The sequence below is a fragment of the Pseudomonas fluorescens genome (assembly GCF_902497745.1).
GTDB lineage: Bacteria > Pseudomonadota > Gammaproteobacteria > Pseudomonadales > Pseudomonadaceae > Aquipseudomonas > Aquipseudomonas fluorescens_BM.
This window is the reverse complement of sequence record NZ_CABVHJ010000003.1, coordinates 295,145-308,762: the sequence shown is the minus strand read 5'-3', so window position 1 is coordinate 308,762 and position 13,618 is coordinate 295,145. Positions and strand designations below refer to the sequence as shown.

At 60.3% G+C, this 13,618-nt stretch carries 16 protein-coding genes; 8 read left to right on the top strand and 8 right to left on the bottom strand.

From position 1 onward, the window contains the following. Complete coding sequence (locus F8N44_RS06555; RefSeq protein WP_095187810.1) at positions 1 to 312, bottom strand: DUF962 domain-containing protein; 312 nt, start codon at positions 310 to 312, stop codon at positions 1 to 3. 164 nt (positions 313 to 476) lie between these two features. Between F8N44_RS06555 and F8N44_RS06550 the strand changes: the two genes are divergently transcribed. After that, a complete protein-coding gene (locus F8N44_RS06550) occupies positions 477 to 1,538 on the top strand; it encodes an AraC family transcriptional regulator (RefSeq protein WP_224794737.1) in 1,062 nt (353 codons plus the stop codon). Here the strand turns inward: F8N44_RS06550 and F8N44_RS06545 are convergent. Further along, positions 1,495 to 2,949: a TrkH family potassium uptake protein gene (locus F8N44_RS06545; RefSeq protein WP_150649745.1), complete on the bottom strand. Its 1,455-nt coding sequence runs from the start codon at positions 2,947 to 2,949 to the stop codon at positions 1,495 to 1,497. The two genes, F8N44_RS06550 and F8N44_RS06545, sit on opposite strands and share 44 nt — an antisense overlap. Before the next feature lie 121 nt (positions 2,950 to 3,070). Between F8N44_RS06545 and F8N44_RS06540 the strand changes: the two genes are divergently transcribed. Next, on the top strand, positions 3,071 to 3,637 hold the full coding sequence (locus F8N44_RS06540) for a nitroreductase family protein (RefSeq protein ID WP_150649744.1): 567 nt from the start codon (positions 3,071 to 3,073) through the stop codon (positions 3,635 to 3,637). A 372-nt stretch (positions 3,638 to 4,009) separates the two neighbouring features. Here F8N44_RS06540 and F8N44_RS06535 read toward each other — a convergent pair whose 3' ends face one another. The 6 genes from F8N44_RS06535 to F8N44_RS06510 form a co-directional block, all read right to left on the bottom strand. Then, positions 4,010 to 5,350 carry a sensor histidine kinase gene (locus F8N44_RS06535; RefSeq protein ID WP_150649743.1) on the bottom strand — a complete coding sequence of 447 codons (1,341 nt, stop codon included), beginning with the start codon at positions 5,348 to 5,350 and terminating at the stop codon, positions 4,010 to 4,012. 172 nt (positions 5,351 to 5,522) lie between these two features. After that, positions 5,523 to 5,972: a Spy/CpxP family protein refolding chaperone gene (locus tag F8N44_RS06530; RefSeq protein ID WP_016987938.1), complete on the bottom strand. Its 450-nt coding sequence runs from the start codon at positions 5,970 to 5,972 to the stop codon at positions 5,523 to 5,525. A 231-nt stretch (positions 5,973 to 6,203) separates the two neighbouring features. Further along, positions 6,204 to 6,881, bottom strand: coding sequence for a response regulator transcription factor (locus F8N44_RS06525; RefSeq protein ID WP_150649742.1), 678 nt, complete (start codon positions 6,879 to 6,881; stop codon positions 6,204 to 6,206). Positions 6,882 to 6,888: 7 nt separating this feature from the next. Continuing rightward, positions 6,889 to 7,299 carry a translation initiation factor 2 gene (locus F8N44_RS06520; protein ID WP_150649741.1) on the bottom strand — a complete coding sequence of 137 codons (411 nt, stop codon included), beginning with the start codon at positions 7,297 to 7,299 and terminating at the stop codon, positions 6,889 to 6,891. 122 nt (positions 7,300 to 7,421) lie between these two features. Continuing rightward, positions 7,422 to 7,721: a YciI family protein gene (locus F8N44_RS06515; RefSeq protein WP_007919677.1), complete on the bottom strand. Its 300-nt coding sequence runs from the start codon at positions 7,719 to 7,721 to the stop codon at positions 7,422 to 7,424. Position 7,722: 1 nt separating this feature from the next. Next, the gene (locus tag F8N44_RS06510) at positions 7,723 to 8,319 is read right to left on the bottom strand and encodes a septation protein A (protein ID WP_127926280.1); all 597 of its coding nucleotides are present in this window, start codon (positions 8,317 to 8,319) and stop codon (positions 7,723 to 7,725) included. Between the two features lie 87 nt (positions 8,320 to 8,406). Between F8N44_RS06510 and F8N44_RS06505 the strand changes: the two genes are divergently transcribed. The 6 genes from F8N44_RS06505 to rluB all read left to right on the top strand — a co-directional run bounded on the left by F8N44_RS06505 (position 8,407) and on the right by rluB (position 13,422). After that, positions 8,407 to 9,270: a PHP domain-containing protein gene (locus F8N44_RS06505; RefSeq protein ID WP_122608965.1), complete on the top strand. Its 864-nt coding sequence runs from the start codon at positions 8,407 to 8,409 to the stop codon at positions 9,268 to 9,270. Positions 9,271 to 9,283: 13 nt separating this feature from the next. Then, entirely contained in the window at positions 9,284 to 9,913 is a 630-nt protein-coding gene (locus F8N44_RS06500) for an L-threonylcarbamoyladenylate synthase (RefSeq protein ID WP_038363745.1), read from the top strand. A gap of 123 nt (positions 9,914 to 10,036) precedes the next feature. Beyond that, positions 10,037 to 10,735: a segregation and condensation protein A gene (locus F8N44_RS06495; protein ID WP_172828192.1), complete on the top strand. Its 699-nt coding sequence runs from the start codon at positions 10,037 to 10,039 to the stop codon at positions 10,733 to 10,735. Between the two features lie 11 nt (positions 10,736 to 10,746). Beyond that, positions 10,747 to 11,751, top strand: coding sequence for an SMC-Scp complex subunit ScpB (gene scpB, locus F8N44_RS06490; protein WP_150649740.1), 1,005 nt, complete (start codon positions 10,747 to 10,749; stop codon positions 11,749 to 11,751). Positions 11,752 to 11,855: 104 nt separating this feature from the next. Beyond that, complete coding sequence (locus F8N44_RS06485; protein ID WP_034153249.1) at positions 11,856 to 12,047, top strand: DUF1289 domain-containing protein; 192 nt, start codon at positions 11,856 to 11,858, stop codon at positions 12,045 to 12,047. Positions 12,048 to 12,201: 154 nt separating this feature from the next. Continuing rightward, on the top strand, positions 12,202 to 13,422 hold the full coding sequence (rluB, locus tag F8N44_RS06480; RefSeq protein ID WP_095050147.1) for a 23S rRNA pseudouridine(2605) synthase RluB: 1,221 nt from the start codon (positions 12,202 to 12,204) through the stop codon (positions 13,420 to 13,422). Positions 13,423 to 13,618: the final 196 nt, after the last annotated feature.

The following is a 13,618-nucleotide window of genomic DNA, read 5'->3' as shown; positions in this document are numbered from 1 at the left end:
TCAGAACGCCACGCGACCCAGAATCATGTCGCGGTACATGACGAAATCGCCGAGCAGGCTGTACAGCGGATGCTGGAAAGTCGCCGGGCGGTTCTTTTCAAAGAAGAAGTGCCCGACCCAGGCGAAGCTGTAACCGGCCAGTGGCAAGGCCAATAACAGCAGCCAGGCGCCCTTGGCAATGGTCATCGCCAGAATGAAAATGACCAGTGTGGTGCCGATGAAATGCAGGCGCCGGCAGGTGCTGTTGCTGTGTTCGCTGAGGTAATACGGATAGAACTCAGCGAAGCTGTTGAAATGCTTGATGTTTTCCACGACCGCGTTCTCTGTGGTTATTGTTCTGGCGACGAGTTGTTCTGCGGGTAGCTTATTTGAGTCTAGAGTGATCATTGGCGTGGGCCAGTGACTATCGGCGCCACTTTAGTATCCTTGGCAAATCAGGCCGTAGCATGCGGCCCCTCATGTAAAAGAAAAATGCCATGAGCGAACGAACGACTTCTGCAAGCTGGGCGATGGGGATTGTCAAAGCATTGGAGATGGACGGCCTGGATTGCCGGGTTCTGTTCAAGCAACTGGGGCTCGATTACACGGCTCTGGATGATCCGGATGCGCGTTTCCCGCAAGATTCCATGACCCGCCTCTGGCAACGGGCGGTCGAGTTGTCCGGTAATCCGGCGATCGGTCTGAACATGGGCAAAGTGGTGCGACCAGCGTCGTTTCATGTCGCCGGCTACGCGTTGATGTCGAGCAATACCTTGGCCGAAGGCTTCCAGCGACTGGTGCGCTATCAGCGCATCATCGCCGAAAGTGCCGACCTGAGCTTCCGTCTGCTGGAAGAAGGTTATGCGCTGATCCTGACGGTGCACGGCGATCATCTGCCGCCAACCCGGCAGAGTGCCGAAGCCTCGCTGGCCTGTGCATTGGGTCTGTGCGGCTGGTTGACCGGGCGCACGCTGCATCCGGTCAAAGTGCTGGTGCAGGGTGATCAGCCGGAAAATCTGCAACCCTACAAACAAGCCTTCCACGCGCCATTGGTGTTCAACGCGCCGTACGATGCGCTGATCTTCGAGCGGGCCGACATGGAAGCGCCGCTGCCCACCGCCAACGAGGCGATGGCGCTGTTGCATGACCGCTTTGCCGGGGAGTATCTGGCACGATTCTCCGAAAGCCGCGTGACCCACAAGGCGCGACAGGTGTTGTGCCGTTTGCTGCCGCAGGGTGAACCGAAGCGCGATACCGTGGCGCAGACCCTACATCTATCGCAGCGTACCTTGCAGCGCCGCTTGCAGGAGGAGGGCACGAGTTTTCAGCAACTGCTCGATGACACGCGTCGAGAGCTGGCCGAGCAGTATCTGGCGCAGCCGAACATGACCTTGCTGGAAATCGCTTATCTGCTGGGTTTTGCCGACCCCAGCAACTTCTTTCGTGCGTTCCGCCGCTGGTTCGACACCACGCCCGGCGATTACCGGACGCGGTTGTTGCAGGCGCCGGGTGCGATCAGTGACGCCAAAAGGCCGGAATACACAGTACAAACACCGTAATGATCTCCAGTCGGCCGAGCAGCATGCCGAACGACAGGATCCACTTGGCCGCATCGGGCAGGGTGGCGAAGTTGCCCGCCGGACCAATGGTTTCGCCCAGGCCCGGGCCGACGCCGGACACGGTACTGGCGGCGCCGGTCAGCGCGGTCATCCAGTCGACACCGAGCAGCGACAACAGCAGGGCGATCACGCAGATGGTGATGGCGAAGAAGAACGAAAACGTCAGAATCGAGCGCACGATCTCTTCGTCGAGGCGGTGACCGTTGTACTTCTGCTTGATCACCGCACGCGGGTGAATCAGCTGATTAAGGTTGGCCTTGAGCAGGATATAGGCGACCTGGAAACGGAAGATCTTGATCCCGCCCGCCGTCGACCCTGAACAGCCTCCGACAAAGCCCAGATAGAAAAACAGCATCAGCGAGAAGTTGCCCCACAGGCTGTAGTCGCCGAGGGCAAAACCGGTGGTGGTGACCACCGAGGTCACGTTCAGTGCCACGTGGCGCAGCGCATCGAGCCAATGCAGGTTGGTCGTCCACCAGTACCAGGTGCCGAGCACCAGCCAGGTCACCAGCAGCATCCCGAGCAAACCCTGCACCTGCTGATCTCTGATCAGCGCTTTGCGGTTGCCGCGCAGCGTCGCCACGTACAGGGTGAACGGCAGGCTGCCGAGAATCATGATGACCACCGCGACCCAGTGCACCGCCGGTTGCGTCCACTTGGCCAGGGATTGGTCGGAGGTCGAGAATCCGCCGGTGGAAATCGCCGACATCGCGTGGTTGATCGCATCGAACGGGCTCATCCCGGCCCACCAGAACGCCAGGCTGCCAAGAATGGTGATGCCGACGTAAGCCGCCACGATCAGCCGCGCCACCATGTGCGAGCGCGGCATGACCTTTTCCGAGCGGTCCGAGGATTCGGTCTGGAACAGGCGCATGCCGCCGATGCGCAGCAGCGGCAGAATCGCCACCGCCATACCGATAAAGCCGATGCCGCCGATCCAGTGCAGCAACGAGCGCCACATCAGGATGCCCGGAGACATGTCGTCGAGATGATTGAGCACGGTCGAGCCAGTGGCGGTAATGCCCGACATGCTTTCGAAGAACGAGTCGGTGTAGCTGATGTGCTGAGTCAACAAGAATGGCAGCGCGGCAAAAATGCACACCACCAGCCAACTGCTGACGGTCAGCAGGTACATGTCGCGCGGGCGCAGGTGAATGTGTTCCGGTCGGCCGGGAATCACCAGCGCAAGGCCGGCGACGAAAGTGATCATGCTCGCCCAGAGAAACGATGGCAGGTCGCTGGTGCGCTCGAAAATCACCAGGGTGGCCATGGGCACGACCATGGCGACAGCCAGGGTGATCAGGAAGATGCCGATGATGAAACCAATGATCCGTAAGGTCGGCAACGCCATGAAGTCCGCTCGGGCTGATGTGGGAAGGGCGCCATTCTACCCGTGAGGCAGGGCATGTAAACCGGCATCCTGTTGGCAGATGAAGCTAGAATAGCTGCACATTTTTCTCAGGAGGTGGCCGATGCAGGCTCTCGACGCGTTGCTCAACCGTGTTTCCGTTCCACGACTGGTCGAACCGGCCCCCACTGCGGAGCAGCGCGAAGCCCTGTTTGGTGCAGCGTTGCGCGCGCCGGATCACGGGCATTTGCAGCCGTATCGTTTTCTGACCGTCGAAGGCGCGGCGCGTGAGCAGATGGGCGAGTTGCTGGCCGAGGCTGCACAGATGCAGGAAGGCGAAGTCACCGAAGCGATGATCGACAAGGCCCGCAACGGCCCGCTGCGGGCGCCGCTGGTGGTTGTGGTGATCGCTAAATTGCAGGAACACGTTAAATATCCGAAGGCCGAGCAGTTGCTCGCGGCCGGGTGTGCGGCCCACGGGATTTTACTGGCGGCGTATGCGCAGGGGATTGGTGCGGTGTGGCGTACGGGGGATCTGGCGTATTCGCAGCATGTGGCGAAAGGTTTGGGTTTGGTTGAGGGTGAAGAAGTGATCGCGTTCTTGTACCTGGGCACGCCGCAGAAAGAACCGCGTGTGGCGGAGAAGGTTGATCTGGCTGAGTTCGTCAGCGCCTGGCCCGGTAAGGCCTGAAGATCAAAAGCCCCTCACCCTAACCCTCTCCCAGAGGGAGAGGGGACTGATTGGGGGATGCTTTAGAGGTACGCCGACCTGAACGCTCTTCGCTGAATCCAGAACCGGCTTCGTTTTGAGTTGATTTCGTGGAATCCAGAATCGAATTCGTTTGAGTTGATTTCGTGGAATCCAGAATCGAATTCGTTTGAGTTGATTTCGTGGAATCCAGAATCGGCTTCGGTTTGAGTCGAATTCAAAGTTGATCAAGCTTCCGAATCCATAATCGACTCGGTTCTTCAGGTCGATGTCTGACGCAAGACACCTCGGTCGGCCCCCTCTCCCTCCGGGAGAGGGCTGGGGTGAGGGGCTTTGCCGGGGTGAGGGTGGCTTTTAGGGTTGGACGACAGCCCCGGGTACAAGCGGCAATTCCAGACTCGCAACAAACCCGCCCTGCGGATGATTGGCCAACGTCAAACTCCCGCCATGGCGCTCCGCCGCCCTTCGCGCAATCGCCAGCCCCAAGCCATGTCCCGCCGCCGTCTGCCCCGGCGCCCGGTAAAACGGCTCGCCCAGCTGACTCAAATGCTCGGCCTGCACCCCCGGCCCATGGTCACGCACACTCACGACAATTTTTTCGCCCTGACGCGAAGCCTGCATCTCAATCGCCTGACCTTCCGGGTTGAAGCGCTGGGCATTGCGAAGCAGGTTATCAACGGCGCGCTCGATCATGGTCGGCCAGCCCTTCAGATTCAGTTGCGGTTCGGCATCGAGGCACACGATCTGCTCCGGCGATGCAAGCTTCGCATCCTTCTGCAACGTGCCGAGCAGCGCATTCAGATCCACATCTTCGGCACTGGCGTTGTCGGCATCGACCCGAGCCAATACCAGAATTTCGCTGATCAACGCTTCCAGCCGATCGCATTCGCGGGTCAGTCGTGGCCAAAGTTTTTCACGTTCTTCAGGGTTGGCCCGTTCCGCCAGTGCCAGAGCAATCCGCAGCCGTGCCAGCGGTGAGCGCAATTCATGAGACACGTCGCGCAGCAACTGGCGCTGGCTGCCGATCAGGCTTTGCAGGCGCGCGCCCATACGGTTGAAATCGGTGGCGAGTACGCCGAACTCGTCGCGGCGGTTGGCCAGTTTCGCCAGGCTGTTCTGCTGATACGTGGTCTGCCCGAGATCATGCACTGCGCCGCGCAAACGGCTGAGCGGGCGGGTGATGGAGAAGGTCACCAACAGACTGAACAAGGTCAGCACCACCAGCGCAATGCCCAGCGCACTCAGCGGCCAGAGCAGGCTTTCGCGGTGCCAGGCGTCGAGTTCCGGGTGCGGGATGCGGTAGATGAACAGGTAGGTGTCACCGGTTTTTTCGCTGGTGAACTCGTCGGTCAGGCGCCGCCATGGCAGACGTCGGTCATCGTTGTTCTGCCGCGCTTCGAAGGCGGCGGCGCGCCGGGGGAAAGTACCGCGTACCACCGGATCGCCGCTCTCGTTGAGCACCTGAACGTCGATGTGATATTGGCGTTTGCGCTGTTCGAGAATGTCCTGAGCAGCTTCTTCGCCTTGGGCTTCGTAAGTTTGTGTCCATTCGCCGGCGAGGGTGTTGAGGCCCGGATGGCGGCTGAGGATCCACGCGTCCTGGTTGAGCATGTGCCCGAGCAGAATGGACAGCCCGGCCACCAGAGCGATGGCCAGCCAGAAGCTCGCGAGAATACGCCAGAACAATGAACGCACAGAAAATCCTCAAAACAACAACAAAAACCCCTGTAGGAGCTGCCGAAGGCTGCGATCTTTTGATTTTGTTTTTTAAGATCAAGATCAAAAGATCGCAGCCTTCGGCAGCTCCTACAGGGTTCCAGTGAAAACAGGCCCGACGGGGTGAGCCGTCGGGCCTGAAGCTAGAACATTATTGCGCCTTTTGCGCCTGTTGCGCTTTCCACGCCTTGAACTCGGCCCATTCGGCGCGACGCTCGGCCTGTTTCTTCTGGATCTCGTCGAATTTCTTCTGTTGATCCGGTTTCAACACGGCGCGGACATCGGTTTCGGCTTTCTTGTGGTTGGCCGCCATCTCGTCCTTCATGGCTTTCTGGTCAGCCGGCGAGAGTTTTTCCAGGTACTTGTCGACCACTTGCTTACGCTCGTGCATCTGCTCGCCCATGATCTTGCGGATCTGCTCGCGCTGTTCGCGGGACAGGTCGAGTTGGCTGTACGGGCCTTTGCCGTGCATGCCGTGCATCTGACCGCCGTGGCGTGGGCCGTCAAGCGGGCCACCCATCGGGCCGCCGTCTTGCGGCATGGCCATGGCGACGGTTGGCAGAGCGGCAGCGAACATCAGAGCGATAAGAGTCTTGCGCATGGTGAATCTCCTTGTCTCGTTCCCGGTACGTTCCGGATGAGTACAGATTACGGAGATCAAGGTCAGCGGCGGTCAGCGCTGGGTAAAGCTTCGGTAAAGACGCTTCGCGTCCAACCTTACACATGCCCTGTGTAGGAGCTGCCGAAGGCTGCGATGTTTTGATCTGCCTTTTAAAAACAAGATCAAAAGATCGCAGCCTTCGGCAGCTCCTACAGTGGGAATGGGCGCGATTCAGAGGCTATAGAAGTAACCGCGGCTGCGCAGTGCGACGATGCGTGGGCGGCCGTCGGGATGCGGGCCGATTTTCTTGCGCAGGTTGCTGACGTGCATGTCGAGGCTGCGGTCGTACAGGGTCAGCTTGCGGCCGAGGGCGAGCTGCGCCAGTTCCTGTTTGTCCAGTGGTTCGCCAGGCTGCTTGAGCAGCGCTTCGAGCAGACGGCTTTCGGACACGGTAAGGGTCAGTTCTTTTTCGTCGATGCTGACCACACCACGCACCGGGCTGAAACTCAGGTCGCCCAATTCGAGTTGTGTCGACACGGCGGCCGGGTGACTGCGGCGCAACACCGCACGCAGGCGCGCAGTCAGTTCGCGCGGATCACAAGGTTTGGCCAGATAATCGTCGGCGCCCAGCTCCAGGCCGAGGATGCGGTCCAGCGGCTCGCCACGGGCCGAGAGCATCAGCACCGGCAGGTCGGCGTGATCGTGGCGCAATTGCTTGAGCAGCTCCAGACCGCTGCCGTCGGGCAGCATCACGTCCAGCACCACCGCCGCCGGGGCCGTTTCAGCCAAGGCCTTGCGGGCGCTGTGGCCATCATGGCAGGCACGCACGTGGAAGCCTTCCTGGCTCAGCCAGCTACTCAGGAGTTCGCACAACTCCTGGTCATCATCAATCAGTAACAGCTCGCTCATGACTCACTCAATTTAGCCATTGCCGACGTTTTCGGCTTGCTCCACTGGCAAAGATACCGCAGAGCAGCGCCAATAGCGCTACTCCGGCGCCCGTGACGAACCATTGCTGCTGATCAGTCAGCAGACGCGGCAGCGGGCTGGCCTGGGCTTCCTTGAGTTGCAGCTTGAGACGCTGGTTCTCCTGGCGCAACCGGGCGAGCTGGGCGCTTTCACGGGTATTGTCGGTATTTTGCAGTTGTTTGCTCAGTTCTTCCCGTTGCTGCTCGCTGGCCTTGAGGCGCTGCTGCAACTCGGTGATCTGGCTGCCGGCGCTTAACGACAATGGCGTGGAACTGCCGCCTTCGGTGGTTTCCTCACCATGGGCGGGTGCCATGATCGACAACGTGACCAACATCAGACACAACGGACCCTTGCGCATCGCAACACCTGCTTCCAAATGGATATTGGGCAGGTTGTCGGCAGGCAAACGAGAATAATGAGCGATTGAGAACGCGATGAACCGACAAGGTTCATCGCGTGGGAGAGACTTGCGCAGGAAAGTTACGGCAGGACTTGCTTGAATGGCTTGACAACCACGTTGGCGTACACGCCAGCGGCGATGTACGGGTCGGCGTCAGCCCACGCTTGCGCAGCGCTGAGGGAATCGAATTCGGCGACGATCAGGCTGCCGGTGAAACCCGCTGCGCCCGGATCATTGCTGTCGACGGCCGGGTGCGGGCCGGCCAATACGATGCGGCCTTCGCCCTTGAGCGCTTGCAGGCGTTCCAGATGCGCAGGGCGCGCGGCCAGGCGTGCTTCCAGCGAGTTGGCGACGTCGGTGGCAATGATGGCGTAGAGCATGTCAGTCCTCGGTTTTTGGAGTTGTGGTATCGGCATCGTGCAGATGGCGCGACAGGTAAATGCCCTGTGCGACCAGGAACACCAGGGTCATGCCCAGGCTGCCGAACACCTTGAAGTCCACCCAGTAGCTCTGGAAGGTGAAGGCGACGAACAGATTGGCGGCCCCGCAGAACAGGAAAAAGGCGATCCAGGCGATGTTCAGGCGGGTCCAGACCGGATCCGGCAGCGTCAGCGCATGGCCCATGATGCGTTTGATCAGCAGACGGTCACCGATAAAGTGACTGCCGATGAAGGCCACGGCGAACAGCCAGTTGACCACCGGCGCTTTCCACTTCAGGAAGGTTTCGCTGTGGAAGGCCAGTGTCAGGCTGCCGAACACCAGGCAGGCGATCAGGGTCAGCCATTGGCTCTTTTCCAGCTTGCGCTGTTTGATGAACAACGCGCCGTACACCACCAGGGAACTGATGATCAGCATCGCCGTGGCGCTGTAAATACCGCCTACAGTCACTTCATGGCCAGCGATGTCGACGACCCGTGGATCAAGTTTGTAAACGATGAAGAACAGCAGAAGCGGGATGAAATCGATGAATTGTTTCACAGTGAGAGCCAGAAGCTGGATGTGGCGGCATAATAACAAACATATGGGCGCGCGATAGCGCCAGCTGATTTGAGGTTACAACTCCCCGTGAATGTTGATTTGCACTGCCATAGCACGGCCTCCGATGGCGCCCTGGCGCCTGCGGTTCTGGTTGCGCGTGCGTTCGAGAACGGCGTGCGAGTCCTGGCGTTGACCGACCACGACACCCTCGAGGGCCTCGCCGAAGCGCGTACGGCCGCCACTGAGTTGGGCATGCAATTGGTCAACGGCGTCGAATTGTCCTGCACTTGGGGCGGCGCGACCATTCATGTGTTGGGCTACGGTTTCGACGTCAATGCGGCACCGTTGGTCGAGGCGATCGCCAAATTGCACGATGGCCGCTGGCTGCGGTCGGAAGAAATAAGCCGCAAGCTCGCCCTCAAGGGCATGCCCGGCGCCCTCGACGGCGCGCGGAAAATCCAGCAGGAACTGGGCGACAGCGGCAACGCCCCGGCCCGTCCGCATTTCGCCGACTGGATGGTGCGTGAAGGTTTTGTAAAGGATCGCGCTGAGGCATTCCGCAAATGGCTCGGCGCCGGCAAGCTCGGTGACGTCAAGTTGCACTGGCCGACGCTGGAAGACACCGTCGGTACACTGCGAGCCGCCGGTGCCTGGGTCAGCCTGGCGCATCCGTGGCACTACGATTTCACCCGCAGCAAGCGCCGAAAGCTGATTGCCGACTATATTCAAGCAGGCGGGCATGCAATCGAGGTGGTCAATGGCCATCAGCCTGCGGAACAGGTCGGCAGCCTGGCAATCCTTGCCCGTGAGTTCGGTCTGCTGGTCAGCGCCGGCAGTGACTTCCATGGCCCTGGCGGCTGGTCCGAGATCGGCCAGTACCGGCCGGTTCCCGAGGACCTTCCACCCCTGTGGTGTCGGTTCAAACATGACACAGATATTGCCGCCGTCTGAACAGGTAGAGAATGTGAGTCAATTTTTCCAGATTCATCCGGAAAACCCGCAAGCGCGCCTGATCAAACAGGCGGTCGAGATCATCCGCAAGGGCGGGGTGGTGGTTTATCCCACGGACTCTTCCTATGCGATCGGTTGCCAGATCGGCGATAAAACCGCGATCGAGCGTGTTCGCCGCCTGCGTCAGCTCGATGAAAAGCACAACTTTGCGCTGATCTGCAGCGATCTGTCGCAACTGGGCAACTACGCCAAGATCGACACCGGCACCTTCCGTATTCTCAAGGCGCACCTGCCGGGGCCGTACACTTTTATTCTCAACGCCACCCGCGAAGTGCCGCGTCTTTTGCTGCATCCGAAGAAGCGCACCATCGGCCTGCGTGTGCCAAGCCATCCGATCGCGCTGGCGCTGCTGGCCGAACTCGGTGAGCCGCTGATGAGTGTGACCCTGATCATGCCCGGCGATGAAGACCCGCTCAGCGATCCGTACGAAATGCGCCAGTTGCTCGAGCACCAAGTGGACTTGATCGTCGACGGCGGCTTCGGCGGCATCAAGGCCTCCACGGTGATCGACCTGACCGGCGACGACCCGGAAGTGGTCCGCGTCGGTTGCGGCGATCCGACGCCGTTCATGGTCGAGGCCTGAATGTCCGCAGTGGAAACCGTTGTCGATCCCCAGGCCGGCGCTCAGCAGGAACTGCCGTTTGCCATGGTCTATGGCCAGGCGGTCATGGAAATGCCGCTGGATCTGTACATCCCGCCGGATGCGCTGGAAGTCTTTCTTGAAGCCTTCGAAGGTCCGCTCGACCTGCTGCTCTACCTGATCCGCAAACAGAACATCAACATCCTCGACATCCCGGTGGCGGAAATCACCCGCCAGTACATGGGTTATGTCGAGCTGATGCAGTCGGTGCGCCTTGAGCTGGCCGCCGAGTATCTGGTGATGGCCGCGATGCTCGCCGAGATCAAATCGCGCATGCTGCTGCCGCGCGCCGAAACCGTCGAAGACGAAGAAGACGACCCGCGCGCCGAACTGATCCGCCGTTTGCAGGAATACGAACGCTTCAAGGCGGCCGCCGAAGGTATCGACGGCCTCAGCCGCGTGGGCCGCGATGTGATCGTGCCCAAGCTCGACGCCCCGGAAGCCCGCGCGCGCAAGCTGTTGCCGGATGTCGCGCTGGAAGAGATTTTGATGTGCATGGCCGAAGTGCTGCGCCGTGGCGACATGTTTGAAAGCCACCAGGTCAGCCGCGAGGCACTGTCGACCCGCGAGCGCATGAGTGATGTGCTGGAACGGCTCAAGGGCGGCGGATTTGTGCCGTTCGTCGAGCTGTTCACTGCCGAAGAGGGCAGGTTGGGTGTGGTAGTGACCTTTATGGCGATCCTTGAACTGGTCAAGGAATCCTTGGTCGAGCTGGTGCAGAATGAGCCGTTCGCCGCGATCCACGTGCGAGCCCGAGCCGAATAACGAGTCGAAACATGAACCTGACTGAACCCCGCGAGCTGGCACCTCTGCTTGAAGCCTTTCTGTTGGCCTCGGGAAAGCCGCAATCCCTTGAGCGCCTGTTTGAACTGTTCGAAGAAGGCGAGCGGCCCGAGCCTGCGGTCTTCAAGAAAGCCCTGACGCTGTTGGGCAAGTCCTGCGAGGGCCGCGCGTTCGAGCTCAAGGAAGTCTCGTCGGGCTATCGCTTGCAGATCCGCGAGAAGTTTTCGCCGTGGGTTGGTCGACTCTGGGAAGAGCGCCCGCAGCGTTATTCCCGTGCCTTGCTGGAAACCATTGCGCTGATTGCCTACCGCCAACCGATCACCCGGGGCGAGATCGAAGACGTGCGTGGCGTGGCGGTAAACAGCAACATCGTCAAAACCTTGCTGGAACGTGAGTGGATCCGCGTCGTCGGTTACCGCGACGTGCCGGGCAAACCGGCGATGTTTGCCACCACCAAGATGTTTCTCGATCACTTCAACCTGAAGAACCTCGAAGACCTGCCGCCATTGGCCGAACTGCGCGAAATGGAAACCGACCCGGTGCTCGATTTCGACGACGCGCCGGTGCCGCAGGGCTTGCAGGAACTGGCCGACGCCAGCGCCGAGCCGGAGGAAGAGAAAGAGGAAACCAGTTTCCATACATTGTTGCTGGAACTGGACAGCATGGAGGAGGGGATCAAGACCGACTTCGATGATTTGCTGCGGGATGCGGTGGATGGTGAGGCACCGTCGGTTGAAGCAGAGACTGAGGTTCAAGAGGTCGAGGTTGAGCCTGAGATCGCCGAACCGGTCATTGAAGTTGAACTCGAAGCGGAGCCTGAAGCCGAACCGGAAGAAGACATTTTAGGCGTCGCCGAAGCCCGGGAAAAACTCCTGGCCGCTGTCGCCGCCCTCGAACAATCGGCGCCAGAACCCGAACCGGAGCTAAGCGAAGAAGAAGCCGAAGCCCGCGCCCTGGCCGAAGCCATCGAAGCCGAACGCCGCGAGTTCGAAGACTGAGGGGCGCCGAAAAGATCGCAGCCTTCGGCAGCTCCTACATTGAAATACGTCCCCTGTAGGAGCTGCCGAAGGCTGCGATCTTTTGATCTCCCAAAGGTACCCAAATGAGTTCCACTAAAGACCCGTGCATCAGCCTCTGCAAATTCACCGACGACATCTGCCTCGGTTGCGGCCGCAGCAAGCGCGAAATCAAAGCCTGGAAGAAACTCGACAAGGATGACAAGCGCAGCGTACTGGCCGAAGCCGCGCTACGCCTGATCAAACTCGGCGGTGCCGGTCGGCGGAAAAAGAAATAACCTTTGCCTGATCGACTAGTCTCTGATGCGCGACGGCGCACATCCGCGTATGATTCGCGACCCTCCGCCGATCCCTTCGGCCGAGAACCCAGATTTCAATGCTTCAGGCGTCCAATTCAGAGCGCTTGAACAGACCACACCGGGAGGTGCCCAGATGAGCGACATCATTCAGAAAGACGACCAGGAAATCGGCCCAGCAGGCGAAAAGCTGCAGAAAGTCCTCGCCCGTATCGGCGTCGGCTCGCGCCGTGACGTGGAATCCTGGATCAGCCAGGGCCGGATCAAGGTCAATGGCAAAGACGCCACCCTCGGTCTGCGCGTCGACATGCACGACGCCATCACCATTGATGGCAAGGTGATCAAGCGCGAAGAGGCGGCCGAATCGGTACGCCGCGTGATCATGTACAACAAACCCGATGGCGAGATCTGCACCCGTGACGACCCGGAAGGCCGTCCGACCGTGTTCGACAAGCTGCCGCGTCCGAAAGAAGGTCGCTGGATCAACATCGGTCGTCTCGACATCAACACCACCGGTCTGCTGATGTTCACCACCGATGGTGAGCTGGCCAACCGCCTGATGCACCCGTCCTACGAGATGGACCGTGAGTACGCCGTGCGTGTACGCGGTGAAGTCGACGACGAAATGATCGAGCGTCTGAAGGCTGGCGTGGTGCTGGAAGACGGCCCGGCCAAGTTCACCGACATCAAACAGGCGCCGGGTGGCGAAGGCTTCAACCACTGGTACCACTGCGTGGTGATGGAAGGCCGTAACCGTGAGGTTCGTCGTCTGTGGGAATCGCAAGGTCTGGTGGTCAGCCGTCTGAAGCGCGTGCGTTTCGGTCCGGTGTTCCTCAACTCCGACCTGCCGATGGGTCGCTGGCGCGAAATGAGCCAGTACGAAGTCGACATCCTCAGTGCTGAAGTCGGCCTGACGCCGGTAGCGATGCCGCAGCTGAACGCCAAGAGCAAAGACAAGCTTGAGCGTATGCAGCGCAAATCGTCGCGGCCGATGGCCAAGACCGAGCGCGTACGCACGCTGCGTCCAGCCGCTGGCGCGCCGACCGGCCCACGCCCAAGCCGTGAGCCGCAGATCGAAGGCGAGCGTCCAGGTCGCAAACCGGTTGCCCGTGATGGCGAGCGCGCTCCGCGTCCGGCCAACGGTCGCACTGAGCGTGGCGAGCGTGGTGCACCTGCCGGTCGCGGTACGCCAGTGGCGGATCGTCCAGCGGACACCACCAACAAGCGCCCGGCCAAGCCTGCGCCGAAGCGTCCGGGGATCAAACTGGTTGACGGTGACAAGCCGTCGGGCAAACGTCGTGGTGCACCGGCAGGTTCCGGTCAGCGTCCGGGGTTTGGTCGTAAAAAGCCGGAATAAGACAGCTGCGAGCTTCTAGCGGCAAGCTTCAAGCCAAAGCAGAAACGCCAACCTCAGGGTTGGCGTTTTTTTTCGTCTGGCAGAAGTCATGTAGCGACTGATTCGGTCTCTTCGCGAGCAGGCTCGCTCCCACTGGGGATTTATGTTCGACGCCGATCCAATGTGGGAGCGAGCCTGCTCGCGAAGGCGTCAGTCG